28 protein-coding genes are annotated in these 24,765 nt (G+C 72.7%); 9 read left to right on the top strand and 19 right to left on the bottom strand.

All coding sequences use genetic code 11. The features are described from left to right. The first annotated feature begins 173 nt into the window (after positions 1 to 173). Together HS048_RS11085 and HS048_RS11080 are read left to right on the top strand one after the other, a co-directional pair. Positions 174 to 944, top strand: a complete 771-nt coding sequence (locus HS048_RS11085; RefSeq protein ID WP_068894945.1) for an ABC transporter ATP-binding protein — start codon at positions 174 to 176, stop codon at positions 942 to 944. Beyond that, positions 941 to 3,463, top strand: a complete 2,523-nt coding sequence (locus HS048_RS11080; RefSeq protein ID WP_307832425.1) for an FtsX-like permease family protein — start codon at positions 941 to 943, stop codon at positions 3,461 to 3,463. The genes HS048_RS11085 and HS048_RS11080 overlap by 4 nt, the downstream gene beginning before the upstream one ends. A gap of 152 nt (positions 3,464 to 3,615) precedes the next feature. Here HS048_RS11080 and HS048_RS11075 read toward each other — a convergent pair whose 3' ends face one another. From HS048_RS11075 to HS048_RS11065, 3 genes are all read right to left on the bottom strand, one after another. Continuing rightward, a complete protein-coding gene (locus HS048_RS11075) occupies positions 3,616 to 5,700 on the bottom strand; it encodes a DUF4132 domain-containing protein (protein WP_196466903.1) in 2,085 nt (694 codons plus the stop codon). A gap of 136 nt (positions 5,701 to 5,836) precedes the next feature. Continuing rightward, positions 5,837 to 6,229 carry a hypothetical protein gene (locus tag HS048_RS11070; protein ID WP_196466902.1) on the bottom strand — a complete coding sequence of 131 codons (393 nt, stop codon included), beginning with the start codon at positions 6,227 to 6,229 and terminating at the stop codon, positions 5,837 to 5,839. 46 nt (positions 6,230 to 6,275) lie between these two features. After that, positions 6,276 to 6,851, bottom strand: a complete 576-nt coding sequence (locus tag HS048_RS11065; protein WP_307832424.1) for a CGNR zinc finger domain-containing protein — start codon at positions 6,849 to 6,851, stop codon at positions 6,276 to 6,278. Positions 6,852 to 6,907: 56 nt separating this feature from the next. Here HS048_RS11065 and HS048_RS11060 point away from each other — a divergent pair, with 56 nt between their 5' ends. Next, a complete protein-coding gene (locus tag HS048_RS11060) occupies positions 6,908 to 8,149 on the top strand; it encodes an MFS transporter (RefSeq protein WP_307832423.1) in 1,242 nt (413 codons plus the stop codon). 20 nt (positions 8,150 to 8,169) lie between these two features. Here the strand turns inward: HS048_RS11060 and HS048_RS11055 are convergent, their stop codons facing one another. Next, positions 8,170 to 8,580 (bottom strand): RidA family protein, encoded by a 411-nt coding sequence (locus tag HS048_RS11055; RefSeq protein ID WP_196466900.1) that lies wholly within the window; start codon positions 8,578 to 8,580, stop codon positions 8,170 to 8,172. 79 nt (positions 8,581 to 8,659) lie between these two features. On the opposite strand from HS048_RS11055, the gene HS048_RS11050 reads away from it, so the two are divergent. Together HS048_RS11050 and HS048_RS11045 are read left to right on the top strand one after the other, a co-directional pair. Then, complete coding sequence (locus HS048_RS11050) at positions 8,660 to 9,031, top strand: helix-turn-helix domain-containing protein (protein WP_196466899.1); 372 nt, start codon at positions 8,660 to 8,662, stop codon at positions 9,029 to 9,031. Between the two features lie 50 nt (positions 9,032 to 9,081). After that, positions 9,082 to 9,303 carry a hypothetical protein gene (locus HS048_RS11045; protein ID WP_196466898.1) on the top strand — a complete coding sequence of 74 codons (222 nt, stop codon included), beginning with the start codon at positions 9,082 to 9,084 and terminating at the stop codon, positions 9,301 to 9,303. Here the strand turns inward: HS048_RS11045 and HS048_RS11040 are convergent. The 8 genes from HS048_RS11040 to HS048_RS11005 all read right to left on the bottom strand — a co-directional run bounded on the left by HS048_RS11040 (position 9,300) and on the right by HS048_RS11005 (position 16,130). Further along, a complete protein-coding gene (locus tag HS048_RS11040; RefSeq protein ID WP_191895878.1) occupies positions 9,300 to 9,569 on the bottom strand; it encodes a hypothetical protein in 270 nt (89 codons plus the stop codon). The genes HS048_RS11045 and HS048_RS11040 overlap by 4 nt on opposite strands. Beyond that, positions 9,566 to 10,315, bottom strand: a complete 750-nt coding sequence (locus tag HS048_RS38790) for a toxin glutamine deamidase domain-containing protein (protein ID WP_231647191.1) — start codon at positions 10,313 to 10,315, stop codon at positions 9,566 to 9,568. The genes HS048_RS11040 and HS048_RS38790 overlap by 4 nt, the downstream gene beginning before the upstream one ends. 242 nt (positions 10,316 to 10,557) lie before the next feature. After that, positions 10,558 to 12,123, bottom strand: a complete 1,566-nt coding sequence (locus tag HS048_RS11030) for a molybdopterin-dependent oxidoreductase (RefSeq protein ID WP_196466897.1) — start codon at positions 12,121 to 12,123, stop codon at positions 10,558 to 10,560. A 115-nt stretch (positions 12,124 to 12,238) separates the two neighbouring features. Next, a complete protein-coding gene (gene rdgB, locus HS048_RS11025; RefSeq protein ID WP_196466896.1) occupies positions 12,239 to 12,847 on the bottom strand; it encodes an RdgB/HAM1 family non-canonical purine NTP pyrophosphatase in 609 nt (202 codons plus the stop codon). Further along, on the bottom strand, positions 12,844 to 13,560 hold the full coding sequence (rph, locus tag HS048_RS11020) for a ribonuclease PH (protein ID WP_068895296.1): 717 nt from the start codon (positions 13,558 to 13,560) through the stop codon (positions 12,844 to 12,846). Before rph ends, rdgB begins: the two co-directional genes overlap by 4 nt. A 5-nt stretch (positions 13,561 to 13,565) precedes the next feature. Then, the gene (locus HS048_RS11015) at positions 13,566 to 14,318 is read right to left on the bottom strand and encodes an MBL fold metallo-hydrolase (RefSeq protein ID WP_068894927.1); all 753 of its coding nucleotides are present in this window, start codon (positions 14,316 to 14,318) and stop codon (positions 13,566 to 13,568) included. A gap of 46 nt (positions 14,319 to 14,364) precedes the next feature. Beyond that, on the bottom strand, positions 14,365 to 15,240 hold the full coding sequence (murI, locus tag HS048_RS11010; protein WP_196466895.1) for a glutamate racemase: 876 nt from the start codon (positions 15,238 to 15,240) through the stop codon (positions 14,365 to 14,367). 95 nt (positions 15,241 to 15,335) lie between these two features. Next, the gene (locus tag HS048_RS11005; RefSeq protein ID WP_068894923.1) at positions 15,336 to 16,130 is read right to left on the bottom strand and encodes a thioesterase family protein; all 795 of its coding nucleotides are present in this window, start codon (positions 16,128 to 16,130) and stop codon (positions 15,336 to 15,338) included. 472 nt (positions 16,131 to 16,602) lie between these two features. Between HS048_RS11005 and HS048_RS11000 the strand changes: the two genes are divergently transcribed. Further along, positions 16,603 to 18,453, top strand: a complete 1,851-nt coding sequence (locus tag HS048_RS11000) for a DUF3352 domain-containing protein (RefSeq protein ID WP_196466894.1) — start codon at positions 16,603 to 16,605, stop codon at positions 18,451 to 18,453. A gap of 99 nt (positions 18,454 to 18,552) precedes the next feature. On the opposite strand, the gene HS048_RS10995 is transcribed toward HS048_RS11000, so the two are convergent. The 6 genes from HS048_RS10995 to clpS all read right to left on the bottom strand — a co-directional run bounded on the left by HS048_RS10995 (position 18,553) and on the right by clpS (position 21,432). Beyond that, a complete protein-coding gene (locus HS048_RS10995) occupies positions 18,553 to 19,500 on the bottom strand; it encodes a PLP-dependent cysteine synthase family protein (protein WP_068894919.1) in 948 nt (315 codons plus the stop codon). An 88-nt stretch (positions 19,501 to 19,588) separates the two neighbouring features. Beyond that, entirely contained in the window at positions 19,589 to 19,867 is a 279-nt protein-coding gene (locus HS048_RS10990) for a MoaD/ThiS family protein (protein WP_068894917.1), read from the bottom strand. A 103-nt stretch (positions 19,868 to 19,970) separates the two neighbouring features. Next, positions 19,971 to 20,108, bottom strand: a complete 138-nt coding sequence (locus HS048_RS10985) for a hypothetical protein (protein ID WP_157237453.1) — start codon at positions 20,106 to 20,108, stop codon at positions 19,971 to 19,973. Between the two features lie 89 nt (positions 20,109 to 20,197). After that, a complete protein-coding gene (locus HS048_RS10980; RefSeq protein ID WP_068894915.1) occupies positions 20,198 to 20,614 on the bottom strand; it encodes a Mov34/MPN/PAD-1 family protein in 417 nt (138 codons plus the stop codon). Between the two features lie 9 nt (positions 20,615 to 20,623). Continuing rightward, positions 20,624 to 21,148, bottom strand: coding sequence for a DUF2017 domain-containing protein (locus tag HS048_RS10975; protein WP_196466893.1), 525 nt, complete (start codon positions 21,146 to 21,148; stop codon positions 20,624 to 20,626). Further along, positions 21,145 to 21,432, bottom strand: a complete 288-nt coding sequence (clpS, locus tag HS048_RS10970) for an ATP-dependent Clp protease adapter ClpS (RefSeq protein WP_068895294.1) — start codon at positions 21,430 to 21,432, stop codon at positions 21,145 to 21,147. Before clpS ends, HS048_RS10975 begins: the two co-directional genes overlap by 4 nt. 46 nt (positions 21,433 to 21,478) lie before the next feature. Between clpS and HS048_RS10965 the strand changes: the two genes are divergently transcribed. Both HS048_RS10965 and HS048_RS10960 read left to right on the top strand, forming a co-directional pair. Then, a complete protein-coding gene (locus HS048_RS10965; protein ID WP_196467858.1) occupies positions 21,479 to 22,762 on the top strand; it encodes a nicotinate phosphoribosyltransferase in 1,284 nt (427 codons plus the stop codon). Positions 22,763 to 22,766: 4 nt separating this feature from the next. After that, complete coding sequence (locus tag HS048_RS10960) at positions 22,767 to 23,342, top strand: isochorismatase family protein (RefSeq protein ID WP_196466892.1); 576 nt, start codon at positions 22,767 to 22,769, stop codon at positions 23,340 to 23,342. Positions 23,343 to 23,349: 7 nt separating this feature from the next. On the opposite strand, the gene HS048_RS10955 is transcribed toward HS048_RS10960, so the two are convergent. Beyond that, positions 23,350 to 23,793: a hypothetical protein gene (locus HS048_RS10955; protein WP_196466891.1), complete on the bottom strand. Its 444-nt coding sequence runs from the start codon at positions 23,791 to 23,793 to the stop codon at positions 23,350 to 23,352. A gap of 202 nt (positions 23,794 to 23,995) precedes the next feature. On the opposite strand from HS048_RS10955, the gene HS048_RS10950 reads away from it, so the two are divergent. Then, positions 23,996 to 24,643, top strand: coding sequence for a hypothetical protein (locus tag HS048_RS10950; protein ID WP_196466890.1), 648 nt, complete (start codon positions 23,996 to 23,998; stop codon positions 24,641 to 24,643). Positions 24,644 to 24,765 lie beyond the last annotated feature (122 nt).

Below are 24,765 nucleotides of genomic sequence, written 5' to 3'. Positions count from 1 at the left end.
GGGGGTTCCATCGGCCGAATGGCCGAGGGGGCCGGTACGCCGGAGGTCGCACCGGTGGTGTCGCCGTATCTCTTCGGCGGAGGGGAAGTCCGGCCGCTCGTCCGATGGATCCCAGCTTTCCCGGCAATAGCGTTTTGCCCGTCATAACGCATCTATGCCGAGGAGGGGTCGACATGACCGTCACCGGAGAGGTCGGCGCGTGGAGCGCGCGGGAGAGCGGGGCACCGGCCGTGGTGGCCGAGGGCCTGACCAAGGTGTACGGGCAGGGGGACACGGCCGTGCATGCTCTGCGCGGGGTGGACGTCTCCTTCGCGACGGGCGCCTTCACCGCGATCATGGGTCCTTCGGGGTCCGGTAAGTCCACGCTGATGCACTGCCTGGCGGGGCTGGACACGGTCAGCGGCGGGCGGGTCCGCATCGGGGACGTGGAGCTGACGGGGCTGGGCGACAAGCAGCTGACGCTGTTGCGGCGGGAGCGGATCGGGTTCATCTTCCAGGCGTTCAATCTGCTGCCGACGCTGACGGCCGAGCAGAACATCCTGCTCCCGCTGGAGATCGCCGGTCGGCAGGCGGACCGGGTGCTGTTCGACCGGGTGGTGGAGACGGTGGGGCTGCGTGATCGGCTGGGGCACAAGCCGACCGAGTTGTCGGGTGGTCAGCAGCAGCGGGTGGCGGTGGCCCGGGCGCTGATCAGCAAGCCGCAGGTCATCTTCGCCGACGAGCCGACCGGGAACCTGGATTCGCGCAGCGGTGCCGAGGTGCTGTCGTTCCTGCGTTCGTCGGTGCGGGAGCTGGGGCAGACGATCGTGATGGTCACGCATGATCCGGTCGCGGCGTCGTACGCCGACCGGGTGGTCTTCCTGCGGGACGGCGGGCTGGTCAGCGAGCTGGAGCGGCCGACGCCGCAGGCGGTGCTGGACACGCTGATGAAGCTGGAGGCGTGACGGTGCTCAGGACGACTCTGGCCGGGTTGCGGGCGCACCGGCTGCGGTTGCTGCTCACGTCTCTGGCGATCGCGCTGGGGGTGGGTTTCATCGCGGGCACGTTCGTGCTCACCGACACCATCGAGGCGGGGTTCACGCAGAAGTTCGCGGCGGCGGGCGACAGGATCGACGTCGCGGTGTTCCCGGACTCCGGGCGGCGCGGCGAGGAGGAGCCGTCCCTGCCGGCCGCGGCGCTGGAGAAGGTCCGGCGGGTGGACGGCCTCGCCGAGGCGCAGGGGCTGGTGCGCGGTACGGCGGCGCTGCTCGGCAAGGACGGGAAGGCCGCCGGAGACCGTCCGACGAGCGGCGTCTCGATCCCCGAGGGCCGGTTGAACCGTACGGTGATCGCCAGTGGTGCGGCGCCGCGGAACGGCGGGGAGGCGGTGCTGGACGAGGGCACCGCCGAGCGGCACGGCTTCAGGGTGGGCGACACGATCGCGGTGCTGGACGCGAAGGAGGTCCGGCACGAGTTCAGGCTCGTCGGGCTGGTGGATCTGAGTCTGGACCAGGAGCTGGTCTACACCGGCGCGGTCGGTTTCACCACCGAGACGGCCTGGTCGATGACGGGGGCGGAGGGGTTCCACGAGATCGACGCGCTGGCCGTCGAGGGGGTGGGCCAGGAGGAGTTGCGGGCCTCGGTCGCGGCGGCGCTCGGGAGCGGTGTCACGGTCAAGACCGGTGAGGCCTATGCCACGGACATGGCGCGGGCCAACGGCGCCGACGACGACGTGATCACGATGGGCCTGCTGATGTTCGGCCTGGTGGCGATGTTCGTGGCCGCGTTGGTGATCTACAACACCTTCAACATCCTGGTGGCCCAGCGGACGCGGGAGATGGCGTTGCTGCGCTGCATCGGCGCGACCCGGGGGCAGGTGTTCGGTTCGATCGTGCTGGAGTCGGTCGTGGTGGGCCTGCTCTCCTCGGGGCTGGGTCTGCTGCTCGGTTACGGGCTGGGTGCGGGGGCGCTGGCGGTGCTGTCGTCGCTGGACGTGCCGCTGCCGGCGGTGACGCCGTCGCTGGCGCCGCGCACGATCGCGCTGGGTCTGGTCATCGGGCTCGCGGTGACGGTGGGGGCGGCGCTGCTGCCGGCGCGTTCGGCGACGCGGGTGGCGCCGATCGCGGCGCTGCGCACGCAGGTGGAGGAGCGGGTCTTCCGGACCGGGGTGGTGCGGGTGGTGGCGGCCGCGTTGTTCCTGGTGGCGGGTGCGGGTGCCACGGTGGCGGCGTTGAGCATGCCGGTCGGCCAGGCGGCGCTGGTGGTGGTGATGGCCGGTGGTTCGCTGGTCTTCTTCGCGCTGCTGATCCTGGGGCCGGTGCTGGTCAGGCCGCTCTCGGCGTTCGTGGGCTGGGTCCCGAGGAGGCTGTTCGGGGTGCCGGGCAAGCTGGCCACGGACAACTCGCGCCGCAATCCGAAGCGGTCGGCGACCACCACGGTGGCGCTGACGGTGGGTGTGACGCTGATGACGCTGATCGCGGTGCTGACGGGCACGCTGCGGGTGACGTACTCGGCGAAGCTGGACGAGCAGTTCCCGGTCGACTACATGGTCCAGCCGCAGGACCGGGGGTCGGAGCTGTCGCGGGCGCTGGCGGAGGATCTGCGGTCCCGGCCGGAGCTGACGTCGGTGGTGGCGCTGCGCGGGGCGGTCGCCGAGGTCGGGGGGAAGGGCGCGGAGTACGAGGTGGGGACCTTCACCGCGTCGCGGGACTTCCGGCCGAGTCTGGAGTCGGGGTCGATCGACCTGCTCAGGCCGGGTACGGCGGTCGTGGCGAACTACGTGGCCGAGGATCTGGGGGTCAAGGTCGGGGACCGGGTGCCGGTGAAGACGACGGAGGCCGGCACCGTGGAGCTCACGGTCGTGGCGCTGTTCGATCCGGAGCGGGCGAGCCTGTCGGGGGTGACGGTGCCGGAGGCGGAGTTCGACCGCTACTTCGGGCAGGTCGGCGATTCGTCGATCATGGTCAATGCCCGGGACGGGGTCGCTTTCGACCGGGCTCGGGCGGCCGTGGACGCGGCGGCGGATCCGTACCCGACGGCGAAGGTCGCCAGCTCGACGGAGGTCCGGAGCGAGTTCGACGAGTCGCTCGACATGATGTTGATGATCATCACGGGTCTGCTGGGGTTGTCGGTCCTCATCTCGCTGCTGGGCATCGCGAACACGTTGTCGCTCTCGGTCCACGAGCGGACCCGGGAGTCGGCGCTGCTGCGGGCGCTGGGGCTGACCCGTCCCCAGTTGCGGCGGATGCTCTCGGTGGAGGCGTTGATCCTGGGGCTCATCGGTGCTCTGGTGGGCGTCGTGCTGGGGGTGGCCTACGCCTGGGCGGCGGCCCGGACGATGACGACGGACGTCTCCTTCCAGGTGCCGGTGCTGCAGATCCTGGCGTTCGTGGCGCTGTCCGGTCTGGCCGGGGTGGTCGCCGCGGTGCTGCCCGCGCGCAGGGCGGCGCGGGCGTCCATCGTCGGTTCGCTGGCGAGCGGCTGATCGGGGCGCGGTCCGGCGCCGGGGCGGAGACCGGGCTGAGGCGGAGGCTGGGGCCGGGACACCCTCGACGGGGGCGGTGTCCCGGTCCCGGTGTTGGGGGCGGTGCCCGCCGGCGGGGATCCCGTGAGGGGCCCGTCACGGCGGGGTGTGTCTCATCCGCTGAGCTGGCGGGTGATGGACGGGTCGGTGATGGTCGTGTCGGCGGCCAGCAGGAACGCCTTGGACAGGATGACCGAGAGCATGCCGCCGTCTTCCTCGAACGGCAGGAAGACCGAGCCGGCGTCGCGGCCGGGGACGATGCACAGGTAGGCGTCGTTGGGCTCCATGAGGATGTTGCCCGACCCGAGGTGGATCTTGTAGGTGCGCAGGTCGCCGCGGACGCGCAGGAACCGGTCGGTCAGCTCGGTCCGGTCGGCGATCTTCAGCCGGGGCAGGAGCCGGGCCAGCGCGTCGCGCCGGGTGCGGGCGGTCTCGGTGAGCTCGCCGAACCCGTAGGAGTGCCAGTAGTCCTCGTGCCCGCCGGCCGCCTGCGCGTTCAGGCCGATCGAGGTGACGGCCACGAACAGGTCGACGTCCCGCATGGCCTCGCTGAACACCAGCGCCGGGACCTCCGTCAGTGGCGCCTGGTGCCAGGCGCTCTCGGTCAGCCGCTGGAAGCGGACCTCGCCGGTGACCGCGTGGTGCTCGTCGTGCAGGTAGTGGTCCAGGGTCGCCCGCCAGTGTCCGCCCGCCAGCACTCGCCGGGCCTCCCCGTCGCCCTGCCAGTGCCCCAGGAAGTCGGACCGCCAGCCGCGGTCCTTGAACAGCGCACGGAGCCTTCGGTAGTCCACCACGTGCTCGGCGAACCGGCCGGAACGGGTCCCGGCCGCCTCCTCGGCGGGGGTGAGCAGGTAGACCTCGCGGAAGGCCTGCTTGAACGGCTGGCGCAGCTCCTTGTCCTGCACAGCCTCCCGCCAGGCGCGTACCTCCTCCATCGGTGCGCGGGCCGGATGCCACAGCCGCACCGGCACGTCCGGCACGGTCAGTCCCAGCTCGCTGCGCCACACGCCGGGCGAGACCTCGAACTCCCAGATCAACCGGTCGGTGACCGGATGCCCCTCCAACTGCCGGTACGGCGGAGCCGTCCGGCTGGTGTATCCGGCCTCCAGTGCCCGGGTCAGGGTGGTCTGCCGCTGCCGGGCCTGCCCGGCCAGCTCGCGCAGCCGCTTGACCTCCTCGGGATGCTCGCGCCTGACCGCGGCCGGGACCCCCTTCAGTTTCCTGTCCCCGTGCCACCACGACAGCTCGACCTCGCCGTCGGTCGAGATCACCGCCGTGTGCTCGCCGACGGCCTGCCGCAGCCGGCCGTCGGGCAGCCGGAACGCCACCTCCAGCCGGTCGGCCAGGGCGGGTTCGATGCGTTTGAACTTGCGGTCCAGCTGCAGGGGCACCCCGGCGTGCCGGGTGGTCCGGCGGGCGGCGTACAGGGCGGAGACCGCCTCCGGGGTCGGGTACTCCTCCATCGCTCGGGCGACCTCGAACAGCAGTCCTTGGGAGGGCAGGGTCTTGGCCTGTGTGGGCGCCACCGCGATCCCGGGCAGCAGTTCACCCAGCAGGTCGGGCAGCCAGGGCTCGTCCTTCAGGAGCGCCAGCCGTACGGCCCGGCCCAGGGTCGCCGTCTCCTCGCGGGTGAACGCCTTCTCCGCCCGGTAGGGGATCCCACCGGCGTGGATCGCCGCGACCCGGGTCCCGGCCTCCTCCAGGGCCGTGCGGGCGAAGTCCGGGTAGCCGGGCCGGCCGCCGAGCCATTCGGTCACGCCGTGCAGCGGGGTGACGTGGTCGGGCCGTCCCCGCACCGCCTCGGCGAACAGCGCCCGCCGCTCCACGTCCCAGCCGAGCAGCAGCTCCAGCTCGGCTACCGCGATCGGCCCTCGCCCTTCGGCGATCTCGGCGCGAGCGTCGGCGTCCATACCCGCCAGCCCGGCCGCCACCAGCGCGGCGAAGGGTCCGTAAATCCGGATCCTGTCCTCCAGCAGGAACTCGACCAGTTCTCGGGCCGGTGCGACCAGCCGCTGCCTGGCCTGCTCGTCGAGCGCGTACCGGACCGGTACCGGGTCGCCGTCGTCGACCTGGACCCGCCCGCTGCCCAGCCCGACCAGTCCGACGCTCAGCTGTGAGGCGTCAGGCCAGTACGAGGGGTCGTTCACGGTCCCGGTGGTCAGCTGGAGCAGGCGCTGGGCGAGGGGGGAGAGGTTCATTCCGGTGGTTCCTGTCAGGGCGGATCCGGCGGGTGAGGGACGGGCCGGTGACGGCGGTGACGCCTTGGACGGGATGACCGAGAGCATGCCGCCGTCTTCCTCGAAGGGCGGGAAGACCTGGTCGCCGCCGTCGGCGTCAGCCTCCGACCAGCGGGACGAGCTTGACGAAGGACGCGACCGGGTCGGTGATCAGGTCGATCTCGGTGTCCAGGTCCTCGATCTGGCGGTCGCCGACGAGCAGCAGGAAGCCGTTGCGGGCGAAGGCGGCCTCGGCCGCGTCGGCCTGCCTCTCCCAGTCGAGCCTGCGCGCGGTCCGCATCCGGTAGCCGTTCAGCTCGGCCTCGGCTTCGGTGGGCTTGACCAGGCCATGGAAGTGGCGGGAGGGCGCGGCGTTGTGGCGGGCCACCTCCTCGCGCACGCGCAGCCGTACCAACTCCCGGGCCGAGATGCTCTCCGGCAGATCCGGCAGGGCGAACTCGGCCAGTGCCTTCCCCGTCGCCGTCTCGTCCCGGAAGGTGACCGTCGCCATTTCATCGCCTCACACGTCTCGAAGATCGCAGTGGAGGCCATGAATATCACCGGCGGACGACAGAACCGGTGGCTCGTGAGCGCCGGTGGGACGCCACCCGTTCGCGCGTCGCGCAGCGGCGTGAGCAGTAGCGGCGCGGCAGGCCGCTTCCCTGCGTGAGATAGACGTTCCGGCAGCCGGGCGATGCGCACAGGCCGCCCGGCGGACGTTGGCGATCCCAGATGAGGACCATCAGGCCCAGACAGGACGAGGCGAGGAACCACTCCCCCCAGGGTGCGTCGTCGTCGCTGTCGAGGTGGGGGTGCCAGGGGGTGAGGCCGCCGTGCGAGGTGAGGCGGACGGTTCCGGGGCTCTGCCGTAGCAGCCGGTTCAGCAGGGACGCGGCGGCGTCGACGTGGGCGGCGGCGAAGACCTCCCGCAGCTGCACGGCGGCGGCGCGCATCTCGGCGACATCGCTCGGCGAGAGATCGATGGAGCCGGTCTCCCCGTGCTCCCGGAGCAGGTCGGCGACCTCTTCCGGGGCGGGGTCCTCGCCGGACAGGGCGTTGACGAGGGCGGCGGTCCGCCGGGCGACGGCCTGCACCGAATGACGGGTGGACCATTCACGGCTCGAAGCGGTCACCGGTCGAATGTAACGCATCTGGTCAAGTTCTGAGTTACCTGCGTAACGTGACCTTCGTGAAAAAGCGTTACGCCATGTGGTGGTACGCCGTCGGGGCGGTCGCCGCCCGCACCGGGGACGAGATGTCAGGACCGGCTCTGCTGCTCGCCGGGCTGGCGGTGACCGGATCCGCTTCCACGGCCTCCTGGCTGCTGGCGGGCATCACGGTCTCGGCGGCGATCGGCGGTCCCGTCTTCGGCGTACTGCTCGACAGGGCGGCCAGGCCGGGCCGTCTGCTCGCCTGGGCGCTCGGCCTCTACGCGGTGGGACTCGCGGCCGTCCTGGCCGGCCTGGGGCGCGTCCCGCTCGTCGCCACGGTCCTCATCGCCGTGTGCGCCGGGCTGCTGGGACCGGCCCTGTCCGGCGGATGGACCTCCCAGCTGCCCCGCGTCGCGACCGGTGGGCGGCTCCCCCGCGCCAACGCGCTCGACGCGATGACGTTCAACCTCGCGAGCCTGGTGGGCCCGGCGCTGGCCGGGGTCGTCGCGGGGGTGTGGGGCGCCCCGGCCGGCGTCGTCGCGGCCGCGGCGCTGATCTGTTCCGCGCTGCCCTCGGCGCTGGCGCTGCCCGCGGTCCCGGATCCGGCGGGGAGCCGGCCGGCCGCCTCGATCACCTCCGATCTCCTCGCCGGAGTCCGCGTCATCCTCCGCAGCCGGGGACTTTCCAGGGCGACGACCACCTCGGTGGTCTCCTGTGCGGGCCAGGGCATGCTGATCGCGTGCGTCCCGCTGCTCGGAGAGTCCCTCGGCGCGGCCGGGCACGGCGCGATCCTCCTCTCCGTCACCGCCGCCTCCGCGCTCGCCGCCAACGCGGTGCTCGCCCGCCGTCCCCGGCTCCTGGCCCCGGACACCGTCATCTGGTGCAGCACGGTCGTCCTCGCCGTCGCACTCGTCCTCCTCGCGACCGGCCGGCCGGCCCTGCTCATCGCCGCGATGGTGATCGCCGGCATCGGGGAGGGCCCCCAGCTCACCGCGCTGTTCGCGGTGCGTCATCGGGAGGCGCCCGGGCGGCTGCGCGGTCAGGTCTTCACGACGGGCGCGAGCCTGAAGATCACGGGTTTCGCGCTGGGGGCGGGTGTCGCCGGACCGCTCGCGGACCGGTCGCTCCCCGGGGCGCTCCTGGCCGCGGCCGGCGTCCAGGTGCTGGCCGCGCTCTGCTTCGCCTGGCACAGCCGGGCCCACCGGCGCGTCCGGCGGGCCGGTGCCGGCGACGCCCGGCGGGCGGCTCTCCCGGACGCGCACGGGAGAGTCCGGACGTGACCCGGGCCACGTGCACCGCATCAGTCGAGCAGTGCGGTCGCCTCGACCTCGACGAGCACATCCGGCTCGAAGAGGTGGTCGACACCGATGAGGCTGGCCGGCGGCATGGGAAGCGGGAGGCCGATCTCTTCGGCGACGGCCTCCACTCCGGCCATGAAGTCGCCGATCTTCTCCGGGCTCCACCGGGTCACGTAGAACGTCAGGCGCAGCACGTCCGCGAACGAGGCGCCCGCGCCCGCCAGGCCGAGGGCGGTGTTCCGCAAGGCCTGGGCGACCTGCCCGGCGAGATCACCGGGGGCCACCGGGGTTCCGTCCGCCTGGCGGGCGACCTGCCCGCTGACGTGTACCTGAGTGGTGCCCCTGCCGACGGCCACGTGATGGTAGGGAACGGGCTGCATCATGCCTTCCGGCGTGAAGTGCTGAACGGTCATGGCCGTTTCTCCTTCTCAAAGTAGGTACCCGTAAGATATCTAGTACAAAAAGGACACTTCAACGAGACTAGGTTTCACCATGGATACCGAGGGCCGGCTCCACATCGACGCCCCGCACCGCGAGCTCCTCGATCAGGTGCTCGACAAGTGGTCCCTCGGCGTGCTCAACGAGCTCTGCGAACGCCCCTGCCGCTTCAACGAGCTCCGCCGGGCCATTCCTGCGGTCACGCAGAAGTCGCTGACCGCCACTCTCCGCCGCCTCGAGCGCAACGGGGTGATCGAACGCGAGGTCGTCTCCACGCGCCCGGTGGCGGTCAGGTACCGGATCACGCCGCTCGGCAAGACCCTGCGGCAGCCCGTCGACGTACTGCTGACGTGGGCCTCGGAGCACATGCCCGCCATCGAACGCGCACGCGGCGCTTTCGACACGCGGGTGGAGACGGGCCTCTGAGCCTTCTCCCCGGGCCGGTACCGGCCGATTCACACGCCGGGGTGAGCGGCGTGTCCTGGCTCGACCTGGTCGAGCGGTGGTTCGCGGAGCTGACGGACGAACGGATGCGCAGGGGTGCGCACAGGTCGGTCCAGGCGCTGGAGGAGGACATCCGCACCTCGATCACCACCTGGAACGAGGACCCGAAACCGTTCGTGCGGACCAGGACGGGCGAGGAGGTCTTCGACACCCTCACCTCATGCCGCCGGCGGACCACCGGCTCAGCGCACTAGCGGGGGCGGCGCCCCGGCCACTGCTCGGCCACGATCTCGGGGCTGAGGAGCGGGCGGACGAAGACCTCGCCGGTGGCCCTGTCGATCACGATGCATCCGGCGCCGACGGTCTCGGGCGGCGCGGCCGGGTCGTCCTCCCCGGGGTCCCTGGTCCAGGCGACGTAGCCCTCCTTGAAGGTGTGGACCCTGACCTCCAGGGCGGCGTCGAGGGGGCGGACCCCGTTGAAGTACTCCTCCGCCACGGCCCTTGCCTGGTCGAGGTTCACAGCGGCCGTCCCTCGCGGTCGAGCGCCACGCAGAAGACGCCGGTCACCGTGTCGTACGGCGGTTCGACCGCCATGTGGCCCCGCTGGGCGTCGATCCAGATCACCTCTCCTCCGGAGTTGACGGCGTTCCACGCGTGGCTGCCGCCGGTCGGCCAGCGGGTCACCAGGAGCGCGGCGGAGCCGTGTCCCCCGGCCAGCAGCCGCTGGGCGATGAGGGCGTAGGCGCCGCGGCCCTGGCCGACGAGCTGGAAGCGGTGGCCCAGCCAGCGCTCGGCGCGGGCCGGTCCCCCGGTCTCGCCGGTGAGCACGGGCTTGCCGATCCGGTCGTATTCGGCGTGCCGGGGGGCGGCGACGGTCGGCATGCCGTACCAGGTGGCGAGGACCGCCATCGCGCAGTCCATCGCGTTGGTCGCGCGGAACGGGTCGTCGGCCGGGCCGGTGGCGTTGATCAGCCGGATCCACATGCCCCGGGGATCGGGGAACCGCCGCGGCGCGCCCCGTTCGTCGACCGGGACGGCCTGCTCGATGTCGGCCTGGGCCTGCGGCTCCGGCCTCGACAGCCCGCCCGCCGTGCCGTACGGCCTGCACCGGTCCAGCCGGGGCGGCCTCCAGGGCTCCCGTTCGGGCTCCCGGGGCGCGGCCACGACGACCGAGACGGCTCCGTCCAGCTCGAAGTCGCGCCACCGTTTCCCGTCGGCGGTCACGACCGGGTTGTAGACACCCGCGGGCACGGACCATCGCGTCACATGAATCCCCCCTCGCTCCACGTTTCGCAGCCCCGATCGTAGGGCGGTCACCGCGGCGGTGCGGGTGAGTTGACCAGATCCGGGCCGGTGGACTTCCTCCGGGCCGAGGGCTCAGCCGGGGGTTCAGGCGGCCCTGACGGTGACCGCGCGCAGGCCCGGGGGTTCAGGCACCCCCGCGGCGACCGCGCGCAAGCCGGGGGTTCGGGCGGTCCCGGCGGCGACCGCGCGCAGGCCCGGGAGGTTCAGGCGACCCTGACGGTGACCGCGTGCAGGCCGGTGGCGCCGTCCGGGGCCACCGGGGCCCGCTCGGCGGTCTGCGTGCGGCCGGTGGCGTCGGTGGCCCGCACCTCGATGGTGTGCTCGCCCGCCGCGGCGTCCCAGTCGTCGAGGACCCACTGGCGCCAGGTGTCGGCCGTGGGCGCCTCGGCCAGCCGGGCCCGCCGCCACGGCCCGCCGTCGACGCGCACCTCGACCGCGTCCACCCCCCGGTGCTGCGCCCACGCCACCCCGGCGATCACGGTGCGGCCGGGCGGGAGGACCGCTCCGGGCCTGGGGAGGTCGATGCGCGACTGCGTCTTGATCGGGCCCTTCGCCGACCAGCCCCGCGGCGTCCAGTAGGCCTCGTCCCGGTCGAACCGGGTGACCTTGATCTCCGTCACCCACTTGGTCGCGGAGACGTAGCCGTACAGGCCCGGGACGACCAGCCGGGCGGGGAAGCCGTGGTCGGCGGTGAGCGTCTCGCCGTTCATCGCGACGGCCAGGAGCGCCTCCCGGCCGTCGAGGACGACGTCGGCCGGGGTGCCGCAGGTCCAGCCGTCGGTGGAGGTGCTGAGCAGCATGTCGGCGCCGGCGTGCACACCGGCCTCGCGCAGGACGTCGGCCAGGCGGACGCCGAGCCAGCGGGCGTTGCCGATGTACGGCCCGCCGACCTCGTTGGACACGCAGCAGAGCGTGACGTCGGCCTCCACCAGGGGCCGCCCCATCAGGTCGGCGAAGGTCAGCTCGGCCGGCCGGTCGACCATGCCGGTGATCGTGAGGGTCCAGTCGCGCGGGTCGACCCTGGGGACGAGCAGGGCGGTGTCCACCCGGTAGAAGTCGCGGTTGGGGGTGAAGAACGGCGACAGCCCGCTGATCCTGAGGTCGCTTCCGGCGGGGACGGGCCGGGCGGGGACCGCGGGACGCGGGAGCACCACCCCGCTGCGGACCGCGTCCGCCTCGGCCCCTCCGGACAGCAGCCGCCCGGCCGCGCCGCCGATCCCGGCCACGGCCACTCCGCCGAGCGCCGCGGTCAGCAGTCCGCGCCGGTCGAAGGAGCGCAGGTCCTCCCCCGCGCGCATGACCGCCGGGCCGGGGACGGGCGGGGCGGGGACGAGGGCGCGGCGGAGCAGCCGGGACAGGGCGGACATCCCGGCGGCGGCTCCCAGCAGCGTGGGGAGGGCGTCGCCGGGGCTCGCGCCGGGGCGGGTGAGGACCGCCAGGAGGCCGACGGCGCCGAACGCGGCCAGGCAGGCCAGGCCGTACCGCAGGTCGCGGACCGCCAGCGCTCCCGTGGCGGCGGCGCCGGCGGCGAGGACCGCGAGGACGCCGGCGAGCAGGACGGTCTTGTCGTTCTCGCCGAAGGCGCGGATCGCCCACTCCTTCAGCCACGCGGGGGCCAGGTCCACCGCGGCGTCCCCGACCGCGACGACGGGGAAGGCCGAGGCCTTGACCAGCGCGGCGACCGGCAGGGACACCCCCACCGCCACCGCGCCCGCGACCAGCCCGATCAGTGCCGCGGCCCATGCGGGTGCGCGCCCGTTGCTCTCCATGGCTCGACGCTACGCCCGCCGGGGGCCGGGAGTTCTTACCCGTTCATTACCGGAGGCCCGCAGCGGGCCCGGTGGGACGGGGCGCTCCGGGCCGGGCCCGGCGCGGCCGGACGGGTCACTCCGAGGCGATCATCTCGGCCAGGATCGGGGCCAGCGCGCGGAAGGCCCGGCCCCGGTGGCTGATCGCGTCCTTCTCCTCCGGGGTCAGCTCGGCGGTCGTGCGGGCCTCGCCCTCCGGCACGAAGACCGGGTCGTAGCCGAACCCCCCGGTCCCGCGCGGGGCGCGGATGATCGAGCCGTGCAGCGCGCCCTCGGCCACCCGCTCCCGCCCCGACGGCAGGGCCAGGGCCGCGGCGCACGCGAAGTGCGCCCCCCGCCGGCCGTCCGGCACGTCGGAGACCTGGGCGAGCAGCAGGTCCAGGTTGGCCCTGTCGTCGCCGTGGGTCCCGGACCAGCGGGCGGAGAAGATGCCGGGCATGCCGTTGAGCGCGTCCACGCACAGGCCCGAGTCGTCGGCGACGGCCGGCAGGCCGGACGCCCGTGCGACGGCGTGGGCCTTGAGCAGGGCGTTCTCCGCGAAGGTCAGGCCGGTCTCCGCGACGTCGCCGATCTGCGGGAACTCCTCCAGGCCGACGATCTCGACCGGCAGCGCCGCCTCGGCCAGGATGCGGCGGAGCTCGACGATCTTCCCGGTGTTCCGCGTCGCCAGGACGACCCGCCTCACGCCAGTGCCGCCTTCTGCAGGCGGGTGAGCTCGGCGCAGCCGGCGACGCCCAGGTCGAGCAGCCGGTCGAGCGCGGCCCGGTCGAACGGCCTGCCCTCGGCGGTGCCCTGGACCTCGACGAACTCGCCGGCCCCGGTCATGACGACGTTCATGTCGGTCTCGGCGGCGACGTCCTCGGTGTAGCAGAGGTCGAGCAGCGGGGTGGACTTCACGACGCCGACCGAGACGGCCGCGACCGAGTCGACCAGGGGGTCGCCCTTGCACATCTTGCGCTCGCGCATCCAGCTCACCGCGTCGGCCAGCGCGACGTACGCGCCGGTGATGGCGGCGGTGCGGGTGCCGCCGTCGGCCTGGAGCACGTCGCAGTCGATCACCACGGAGTTCTCGCCGAGGATCTTGTAGTCGACGCAGGCGCGCAGGGAGCGGCCGATCAGGCGGGAGATCTCGTGCGTCCGGCCGCCGATCCTGCCGCGCACCGACTCGCGGTCGTTGCGGGTGTTCGTGGCCCGGGGCAGCATGGAGTATTCGGCGGTGACCCAGCCCTGGCCGCTCCCCTTGCGCCAGCGCGGCACGCCTTCCTGCACGGAGGCGGCGCACAGCACCCTGGTGCCGCCGAACTCGACGAGCACCGAGCCTTCCGCGTGTGCGAGCCAGCCCCGGGTGATGGTCACCGGGCGGAGTTGATCGGGATTGCGTCCGTCTGCACGAGCCATGGACATCACCCTAGGTCATACACGGCCCCGCTCCGCGCGAGCTCCATCCGCCCGCCGAAGCCGCCGCGGGAGGCGTCCCGGAGGATGTCCGCGGGGTCGTACCAGGGGACGAGGTGGGTCAGCACGAGCGTGCCCGCTCCGGCCCTGGCCGCGTGCTCGGCGGCCTGGCGGCCGGACAGGTGCAGGGCCTCGGGGAGGCCGGGCCGGTCCAGGAACGACGCCTCGCACAGCAGCAGGTCCGCGTCGGCGGCCAGCTTGACGAGTTCGGCGGATTCGCCGGTGTCGGCGGAGTAGGCGACCGAGCGCCCGCCGTACGAGACGCGGAAGCCGAAGGTCTCGACCGGGTGGTTCATGCGGGCGGTGGTCACCTCGAACGGTCCGACCTCGAAGGTGCCGGGGGTGAGCGCGGCGAAGTCGAAGGCGGTGTCCAGGCCGGGTTCGTCGGGCATGCCGTAGGCGGCGGCCAGGCGCCTGGGCGCGTCGGCGGGGGCGTGGACCGGGATCCTCGGCCGCGGGCCGTCCGGGGAATAGGTGCGCACCACGTGGTAGGGGCACAGGTCCAGGCAGTGGTCGGCGTGCAGGTGCGACAGGCAGATCGCGTCCACGTCGTACAGGCCGATGTGCCGTTGGAGGGCGCCCAGCGCGCCGTTGCCGAAGTCCAGCAGCATCCGGTAGCCCTCCGCCTCCAGCAGGTAGCAGGACGAAGGGCTGTCCGGCCCGGGGAAGCTTCCCGAGCATCCGACGATCGTCAGTTTCAACGCGGCCTCCTGTTTCATCGATTGCCTCCGGCGTGGGGTCCGGCCCTCAGGCCGGGGTCCCCGACCGCGTGGTCACCGCGACGCCGGCGTCGCGGACGGGTGCCGGCACCGGCGCCCCCGCCGGTGCTCCCACCGGGGCGGCCTCGACCGCCTCGATCTCCGGGCCGAGGAACCGCCGGCCGAGCCTGGCGAACAGCCCGGTCTCGCCGGTGGCGCGGAACCGGTGGCGGGGCAGCGTGCCGGGGAGGGCGGCCAGGCCCTGGTCGTGCAGGATCCTGAAGACGTCCTTGGCCGTCTCGTCGGCGCTGGACACCAGCGTGACGCCGTCCCCGGCGACGTAGGAGATCGCGCCGGTCAGCAGCGGGTAGTGGGTGCATCCCAGGATGAGCGTGTCGCAGCCGTCGTCGAGCACGGGCTCCAGGTAGCCGCGGATGACCTCGATGAGCTCCTCGCTCATCGTCTCGCCGCGCTCCACGAACTCGACCAGCCGGGGTGCGGCCACCCCGGTCAGCCGGACGTCGGGGGCCGCGGCGAACGCGTCGTGGTAGGCCATCGACTGGATGGTGGCGCGGGTCGCGATGACCCCGACCCTGCCGTTGCGGGTGGCCCGCACGGCCCGCCGGGCGGCCGGCTGGATCACCTCCACGACGGGCACGTCGTAGCGTTCGCGGGCGTCGCGCAGCACCGCCGCGCTGGCGCTGTTGCACGCGATCACCAGCATCTTGACCTCGTGCTCGACGAGGTGGTCCATCACCTCCAGCGCGTAGGACCGGACCTGGGCGATCGGCAGGGGGCCGTACGGCTGCCGCGCGGTGTCGGCCACGTAGAGGACCGATTCGCCGGGCAGCTGATCGATGATCGCCCTGGCCACCGTGAGGCCGCCGACACCGCTGTCGAAGATTCCAATGCTCGCTTGCGACACGGTTCCCAAGGTTAGGCGACCTGGGACTACCGCTCACGGTAAGAATCCTCACAACGGTCGCGCGCCGCGTGCGGGGCCGCGCGGAAGGGCTCCGGTCAGCCGCGGCCGACGCGGGCGAGCTGGCGGGACTGGGCGACGAGCCGCCCGGCGGAGTCCCAGACCTCGACGTCCTCGTCGAACCAGCCGTCGCCGATCATCCGTCCGCTGCCCAGCACGGTGAGCCAGCCGGGGGCCGGCAGCGCCCGCAGGTGCCAGGTGAGGTCGACGGTCGGGGCCCAGCCGCGGGCTCCGGCGGAGAAGACCACCGGCGGGAGGGCGTCCACGGCGAAGGCCAGCACGAAGGGGTCGGGGTCCTGCGGCTCGGCCATCCGGAAGTAGGCGCGCGACTCCGGCCGGCCGCTGGGGGCGCCGTCGAGCCAGCCGACGGTGGGCGGGTCGAAGACCATCTCCACCTGGGCGTTGAGCGTCATGTTCGACTCGGGCCTGGGGTCGGGCAGCCTGACGCACCGCTCGACGGGCGGCATGGCGGCCGAGGGGCCGTCCGTCCAGTCGGGGACCGCGCCGGCGGTGAGAGTGGCGGTGGTGACGAGGGTCTCGATGAACGCCTGGCCGTCCTGGAGCAGGGTGGCACGGGTCATCTCCGCGGTGCGGCCGGTCTTGATGCGCTCCAGCCGTACCCGGGCGGGGCCGGGGCGGGCCGCGCGCAGGAACTGGGCGCTGGTGGTCACCGGGTGCTCGTGCGCGGAGGCGTCGACGACGGCGCGCAGGACCACCGCCATCAGGTAGCCGCCGTTGAGGGGGCCGCCGATCGAGTATCCGGGGTCCAGGCACACGTCGTAGGTGTTCTCGTCCACCCGGATGGCCTGCGTCGCCTCGTCGAACTTCGTCATCTGTGTCCACTACCTCGCTTCACCCGGCGGCTCGGGCGTCCGCGGCCGGCGCCGGGCCGTCGCGTCCCCTGGCTCCTGACGCCCGGTCCGGCGGCGTCCGCCGGACCGACCTCCCGAACCTTGTTCTAGTGAGCTCACTCTACTATCCGGCGCGGGCTCCACCCTTCTCCGATCCCGCCCGACCGGCCTCGGCGCACCCCGGACGACTTCCGGAGGGCGGGGCGGAGGGCTTCAGCAGACCGGCCGTTGGAAGATTGTTTTTGGGGTGGTCGTTCCCTGATCACCCGTATGGGCGATTTCCACGGCCCTTGACGCGAGACCTCCGACAGGGGGACAAGAGCGCTGGTCAGAAGCACTGTCCGCGGCAATTCATCCTTAGACGCAGCAAAGACGCAGTTAGTTCAATGCAAGCGGTTCGCTAGGAAGATGCACTAACTTCTACATATCCCCGAAGTCCACCTTGTGAGTGAGCATGTCTGCCAACACCCCTCCGGGACAGTTCCCTGATCCGAATGAGAGCCCGGACAGGACCATCGCATACCGTCCCCAGCAGCACGACCAGCCCAACACCCAGGCCTATCCCCAGCCGGGCGGGTACCCCCAGCCGGGCGGCGCCTACCCGCAGCAGGGTCAGCCCGGCCACCCGCAGAACCCGGGCGGGTACCAGCAGGCTCCTCCCCCCTACCCGCAGCAGGCGGCGCCCCAGCAGCCCTACGGCCAGCAGCAGGCGTACGGCCAGCAGCCGCCGCCCTACGGCCAGCAGGCGTACGGTCAGCAGGCCCACGGCCAGCAGGCGTACGGCCAGCAGCAGGCGTACGGCCAGTCCGGCTGGCAGCAGCAGGGCCCCGAGTTCCTGGGCGCGGGGCAGCCTCCGGTCCCGCCGGCCCGCAAGGGCGGCAAGGGCTGGCTGGTCGCGCTGATCGCGGCGCTGGTCGTGGCCCTCCTCGGCGGCGGCGGCTACGCCGCGGTCAGCCTGCTCAGCGGCGGCGGCACCCAGCCGTACGAGGTGCTGCCCGGCAACGCCCTCGGTTACGTCCGCGTCGACCTCGACCCGGCCGCCAACCAGAAGCTGGCGCTGTTCGACATCGCCAGGAAGTTCACCGTCACCAAGGACTCCTTCACCGGCGACGACCCGCGCAAGTCCCTCTTCGACATGATCAAGAAGGACGACCAGGACCTGAGCAAGCTGGACTACGCCGCCGACGTCGAGCCCTGGCTCGGCTCCCGGGTCGGCGTGGCCGTACTGCCCCCCGCGCAGAGCGGCGAGGAGCCCGGCGTCGTGGTGGCCGTCCAGGTCACCGACCAGGACAAGGCCAAGGCCGGCATCGCCAAGCTGGCCGGCGAGGGCAAGTTCGGCATCGCGTTCCGCGAGGACTACGCGCTGCTCGCCGAGAAGCAGGAGCAGGCCGACCAGGCCGCCGCCGCGGCCCCGCTGTCGCAGAACGCCAACTTCTCCGCCGACCAGGGCGACCTCGGCGAGACCGGCGTCATGTCCTTCTGGATGGACGCCGGGAAGATCGCGGAGCTCGCTCCGGGTCTGGCCACCCAGGACCCCACCGCACTCGCCCAGCTCAAGAACGCCCGCGTGGCCGGCGCGCTCCGCTTCGACAGCGGCTACGTCGAGCTGGCCGCCATCGCCCGCGGCGCCAAGGACGTGGGCCTGGGCGACGCCCAGCCCTCCCAGATCGGCAAGCTCCCCGCCTCCACCGCCGCGGCGATCTCGGTCTCCGGTCTCGGCGACGCGATCGGCAAGCAGTGGACCGAGCTCATGAAGGCGGCCGACCAGGCCGGCGGCGGCCAGTCCTTCCAGCAGTTCGTCGACCAGGCCCAGCAGAAGTACGGGCTGGCGCTCCCCGCCGACGTGGCGACGCTGCTCGGCAAGAACCTCACCGTCGCCCTGGACGAGAACGGCCTGGAGGCCAACTCGCCCAAGGTCGGCGCCCGGATCACCACCGACCCGGCCAAGGCCCAGGAGGTCATCGGCAAGCTGGAGCGGTTCCTCGCCGACTCCGGCACCGCCGCCCCGCAGATCGCCAAGGTCCCCGGCGACGGCTTCCTCGTCCTGGCCAGCGCCCAGGACTACGCGGCCGAGCTCGCCAAGGACGGCACCCTGGCCGACAGCGAGAGCTTCCAGCTCGCCGTCCCGAACGCCGGCGACGCGACCTTCGCCGCGTACGTCGACCTCAACAAGCTCGAGAAGCTCTACCTGCAGAACGTGCAGGGCGACGAGCAGGCCAACCTCAAGGTCCTGCGCGCCGTCGGCATCAGCGGCACGCAGTCCGGCGGCGACGCGGACTTCTCCGTGCGGGTCCTGTTCGACTGATCCCGGACGGATCCGGCTGAGGGCACATGAAAAAGGGGCGGGCGTCCAGGGAGGACGCCCGCCCCTCCGCCGTCCCGCGGTGGCCGGACCGGCCGGAGGTCAGGCCCAGAGCTGGCCCTCCAGGCGCTCCTCGGCCTCGTCCAGCGTGCCCTCGTAGGCTCCGGTGGACAGGTACTTCCAGCCGCCGTCCGCCACCACGAACACGATGTCCGCGCGCTCTCCGGCCTTGACCGCCTTGGCGGCCATGCCCAGGGCCGCGTGCAGGGCGGCGCCGGTCGAGACCCCGGCGAAGATGCCCTCGGCGGCCAGCAGCTCCCTGGTCCGGCGCAGGGCGTCGCCCGAGGAGACGGAGAACCGGGTGGTCAGCACCTCGGGGTCGTAGAGCTCGGGGATGAAGCCCTCGTCCACGTTGCGCAGGCCGTACACCAGCTCGCCGTAGCGCGGCTCGGCGGCGACGATCCGCACGCCGGGCACGCGCTCGCGCAGGAACCGGCCCACGCCCATCAGCGTGCCCGTGGTGCCCAGGCCCGCGACGAAGTGAGTGACGGACGGCAGGTCCTCGAGGATCTCCGGGCCGGTCGTCTCGTAGTGGGAGCGCCAGTTGGCGGGGTTGCCGTACTGGTAGAGCATCACCCAGGAGGGGTTCTCGGCCGCCAGCCCCTTGGCGACCCGGACCGCCTCGTTGGAGCCGCCCGCCGCCGGGGAGGAGATGATCTCCGCCCCCCACATGCGCAGCAGCTGGCGGCGCTCCTCGGAGGTGTTCTCCGGCATCACGCAGATCAGCCGGTAGCCCTTGAGCCGGGCGGACATGGCCAGCGAGATGCCGGTATTGCCGCTGGTGGGCTCGAGGATCGTGCAGCCGGGCGTGAGCAGCCCGTCCTTCTCGGCCTGCTCGATCATCCACAGCGCCGGACGGTCCTTGATCGAACCCGTGGGGTTGCGGTCCTCGAGCTTGGCCCAGATCCGCACGTCCTCCGACGGCGACAGGCGGGGCAGCCCGACCAGGGGAGTGCGGCCGACCGAGTCGATCAGCGAGTCAAAACGCATGAGTGCGGGTTTCCGCTCCGTGTCGGTGGACGAGAGACGTCGGATCGTGCCGCCGGGCCCGGACGCGGTCCCGGCGGCACGGCGCGGGTCAGCGGGAGCCGCCGGCCACGGCGGGCAGCACGGTGACGGTGTCGCCGTCGGCCACCGGCGTCTCCAGGCCGCCGAGGAAGCGGACGTCCTCGTCGTTCAGGTAGACGTTGACGAAGCGGCGCAGCGCGCCCTGGTCGACCAGGCGGGCCTGCAGGCCCGGGTGCCGGGACTCCAGGTCGCCGATCAGCTCCTCCAGGGTGGCGCCCTTGGCGTCCACGGCCTTGGCGCCGTCGGTGTACGTGCGCAGGATGGTGGGGATGCGGACCTCGATGGCCATGGTGGATCGGTCTCCTCGTGTCGTCGTGGGAACTCGTGTCGTCATGGGAACGCCCACCGGATGAGAACACCGGTGGGGCTGGGGGGATTTCCGGCGGGGCCGGTCAGCGACAGTCGTAGACGACGGAGAGAGGGGTGTGCCCGAAGAGGAAGTTCTGCACGGGTGCGAGGCCCGCGTGCCGCACGCGAACGCCGGGACGCGAGCGCACGACGTCCTCGGGGTTCGGGTCGGCGGTCGGCATGCCGTCCAGTTTACCCAAAAGGGGCGCCGGGCCCCACGGCCGTGTCACGTGGTGGACGCCACGACGGCAGGACGGCGGTCTCTCCCCGGTCACGACGGCAGGATGACGACCTCCTCCTCGGTCACCACGCCCTCGACGATGCGGTAGGAGCGCACCTCCGCCTCCTCCCCCAGCTCCTCGCGGGTGGAGACCAGCACGTAGTGGGCGTTCGGCTCGGAGGCGTAGGAGACGTCGGTGCGCGAGGGGTAGGCCTCGGTCGAGGTGTGCGAGTGGTAGATGACCACCGGCTCCTCGTCGCGGTCGTCCATCTCGCGCCAGACCCGCAGCTGCTCCATGGAGTCGAACCGGTAGAACGTCGGCGACCGCTCGGCGTTCTCCATCGGGACGAAGCGCACCGGGGTGTCGGAGCCCTCGGGGCCCGCGATCACGCCGCAGGCCTCGTCCGGGTGGTCGGCCCGGGCGTGCGCGATCATCTTGTCGACCAGTTCCTGGGAGATCGTGAGCATGCCTGGAAGCTACCAAAGAGCGCGGACCAGGCTGTCCTGGAGGTAGGTCAGCCAGTCGTAGGTCACGTACGCCGGATAGCGGGGGTCGTCCTCGCCCATCCCGGCGATCTCGTCGTGCACCTCCTCGGTCACCTCCAGCCGGGTGCCGAGCGCCAGCCGCACGTCGTTCAGCGCCCGCATCCACGCCTGCGCCTGCTCCGCGGTGAGCTCCACCCGGCCGGGCGCCGCGGTCTCCAGCATGGTCCGCGCGTCGGAGCGCTTGCCGTCCCGCAGGGTCGCCTCGGTGTAGCGGCGGAACTCCGCCGACAGGTCGTCGTCGGCGTAGGCCGAGGGGAACAGCCGGGCCAGCACCGGGTCGGTGGGCTCCTCGGCCGAACCGATCCCCAGGGCGCGCTCCAGCGGGTCGTCCCCCGTCGCGCCGGGCTCGACCAGATCGAGGATCTGGGAGATCAGGGACCGCAGGACCGCTGTCTCCGCGGCGTCGAAGCGGGCGGTCACACCGCCGTCGCGCCCCGCGGCGAACCCGCTGCTCATGCGTCCTGCTGCACGGTCGCCCACAGGCCGTAGGAGTGCATGATCTGCACGTCGCGCTCCATCTCCTCGCGGGTGCCGCTGGAGACCACCGCCCTGCCCTTGTGGTGCACGTCCAGCATCAGTTTCTCCGCCTTCTCCCGCGAGTAGCCGAAGACGGACTGGAAGACGTACGTGACGTACGACATCAGGTTGACCGGGTCGTTCCAGACGATCGTCAGCCAGGGCAGATCCGGCCGGCTGTCGATCGACGGACGCTCGACCTCCATCGGAGCTGTGGTACCCACGTTCACCAGTCTGCCCTATCCCGGGCTTAGTCTTCGACTCGTGACGATGAGCATGAGCGGGGCGTTGCTGACGGATCACTACGAGCTGACGATGCTGCAGGCGGCCCTGCGCAGCGGAGCGGCCTCCCGGCGCGCCGTGTTCGAGGTGTTCGCCCGGCAGCTGCCGGGCGGGCGGCGCTACGGGGTGGTCGCCGGGACCGGCCGGGTGCTCGACGCGCTGGAGCACTTCCGGTTCGGCGAGGACGAGCTCGCGTTCCTGGCCGGCAACCGGGTGGTGGACGACGCCACCCTGGACTTCCTGGCGGGCTACCGCTTCCGCGGCGACGTGCACGGCTACCGCGAGGGCGAGTGCTACTTCCCCGGCTCCCCGATCATGACCGTGGAGGGCACGTTCGCCGAGGCGGTGCTGCTGGAGACGCTGATCCTGTCCGTCCTCAACCACGACTGCGCGATCGCCACCGCCGCCTCCCGGATGGTCTGCGCCGCCGGCTCGCGGCCCCTCATCGAGATGGGCTCGCGGCGCACGCACGAGATGTCCGCCGTGGCCGCGGCCCGCGCCGCCTACCTGTGCGGGTTCGCCGCCACCTCCAACCTGATGGCCGGCCGGGTGTACGGCGTGCCGACCGCGGGGACCGCGGCCCACGCGTTCACGCTGCTGCACGACTCCGAGGAGCAGGCGTTCGCCGCCCAGCTCGCCTCCCTCGGCACGGGCACCACGCTGCTGGTGGACACCTACGACGTGGCGCGGGCCGTACGGACCGCGGTCGAGCTCGCCGGTCCCGGGCTGGGCGCGGTCCGCATCGACTCGGGCGACCTGACCGAGGCCGCCCGCGAGGTCCGCGCGCAGCTCGACGGCCTGGGCGCGCACGGCACCCGGATCCTGGTCACCGGCGACCTCGACGAGTACGCCATCGCGGCGCTGGCCGCCGCCCCGGTGGACGGCTACGGCGTCGGGACCTCCCTGGTCACCGGCTCCGGTTCGCCCACCGCCGCCCTGGTCTACAAACTCGTCGCCCGGGAGGGCTCCGCGGGCGTCCTCGAACCGGTGGCCAAGAGGTCCGTCGGCAAGCCCAGCCGGGGCGGGCGCAAGGAGGCCTTCCGGCGGCTCGACGAGTCGGGCACGGCGGTCGCCGAGCTGGTCACGACCGCGGGACGGCGGCCGCCCGGCGCGCGCCCGTTGCAGACCCCGCTGGTCCGGGGCGGCGAGGTCGTCGTGCGGGAGAAGCCGGAGGAGGCCCGAGCCAGGCACCGCGAGGCCTTCGCCGAGCTCCCCGTCACCGCGCACCAGCTGTCCCGGGGCGACGCCGCGCTTCCCACCGTGTTTGACTAGAGCCATGGCAACCGCGCTGATCATCGTCGACGTCCAGAACGACTTCTGCGAGGGCGGCAGCCTCGCCGTGGACGGCGGCGCCGAGGTCGCCGCCGCCATCTCCCGGCACGCGGCCTCGCACGGCTACGACCACGTCGTGGCCACCCGCGACTTCCACGTCGACCCCGGTGACCACTTCGCCGCGGAGCCCGACCTCGTGACCTCGTGGCCCGCGCACTGCGTGGCCGGCACCCCCGGCGCCGACTTCCACCCGGCCCTCGACACCGCGCGGGTGGAGGAGGTGTTCAGCAAGGGCGCCCACTCCGCCGCCTACAGCGGTTTCGAAGGGACGTCGGCCGACGGCACCAGGCTGGCCGACTGGCTCGCCGAGCGTCACGTCCACGCGGTGGACGTCGTCGGCATCGCCACCGACCACTGCGTGCGCGCCACGGCGCTGGACGCCGTCGAGAACGGCCTGGCCGTGCACGTGCCGCTCGACCTGACCGCCGGGGTCGCCCGCCAGACCACCGAGGCCGCCCTGGCCGAGCTCGACTCGGCCGGAGTGGTCCTCACCGGCGCCCCGGTGGTCCGCGCCTCCTGATCCGGCCTCAGGCGGCCGGCATCCCCAGGAAGTCGATGATCCGGTCGATCTTCCCGTCCATCCTGCGGAAGTCCGTCTTGAGCCCGGCCACGTCCGCCTTGAGACCCGCGACGTCGTGCTTGAGCCCGGCCACGTCCTGTTTGAGACCCGCGACGTCGTGCTTGAGGTCGGCCACGTCCGTCTTCAGGACCGCCACGTCCGTCTTCAGGACCTCCACATCCTGCTTGACCTCGGCCAGGTCCTCCTTGGTCGCGAACCGCTCCAGGTCCTCCTTGGTCGCGAACCGCTCCAGGTCCTCCTTGGTCGCGAACCGCTCCAGGTCCTCCTTGGTCGCGAACCGCTCCAGGTCCTTCTTCGTGGCGAAGTCGTCCATCCTCACCATGAGCTGCTCGAACATGGGCGCCGTGTACTCCCTGATCTCGGCACGGAGGGCTTTCTGCAGCTGCAGCATGTGCATGTTTCCTTCTGGGGGAAGCGTAGTGGCCACCAAGGGAGGGGGTGTGGCGACGGGGACGAGGACACGCTATCGGATTCCTCACGCTTCGGATGCGGACGATCACCGATCGGCAAGGAAGCGGTAAACACCTCCATCACCCGTTGCGACAGGAGTATGACGGAGAGTTGAAATCCTCATACCTCGCGGTGGTGACCACATGCTCGTGCTCGGTGTCTCGTGGCTGCTCCTGGCCCCCGTGTGCCTATGGCTGCTGTTCCGCGGCCGGGCCTGGGCGCGGGTGGCCGCCGTCCTGGCACTCGCCGTGCTGGAGGCGGCCACCGTCTGGCTCGACGCGGGGATCCCGTCCCGGGCGCCGGCCGCCCGGCCCTCCGCTCTGCGGCCCGCGGCGCCGGAGGTCTCCCGGCCCGCCTCCGCGTCTCCCCCGTCCTCCGTCTCCCCCGGGCCCGCGGCGACCGCGTCCCCCCGGCCCATGGCGCCCGCCCCGACCCGGCCGGGCAACGTGATCGCGCACCCGCCGGCCTGCTCCGCCTCTCCCCTGGTGCCCGAAGAGGCCCGGCTGATCACGCGCCGGGGCGCGTTCCGCGCGGTGGCGCTCTCCTGGACGGCCCCGGCGAACGGATGCGACACCGCGACCGTCGTGGTGCGCCGCCGCGGCGGCACGCTGCGGGTATGGCTGCACGGTGGCACGGCGGTGCCGGACCATCCCGGCGGCGCCCGCACACTCCCGGTGAGCGTCACCGGCGGTACGGCCTCCATGCAGGTCCGCCTCGTCCCGCCACTGCCCGGCAGGACGGATCTCACCGCGGTCGACGGTCGCACCGGCCGGCCGATCGCGCTGCGCTGACCCGCGCGGATCCCGGACGGTCACGCTGCGCCGACCCGCGCGGATCCCGGACGGCCGCGCTGCACCGGCCTGCATCGCGGACCCCGGGCGGCCGCCCTGTGCGTCGGACGGTCGCGGCGCCG

Origin of the sequence: Planomonospora sp. ID91781 (assembly GCF_015711595.1) — a bacterium.
GTDB lineage: Bacteria > Actinomycetota > Actinomycetes > Streptosporangiales > Streptosporangiaceae > Planomonospora > Planomonospora parontospora.
The sequence above is the reverse complement of the archived record's forward strand: the minus strand, read 5'-3'. Positions and strand labels throughout refer to the sequence as shown.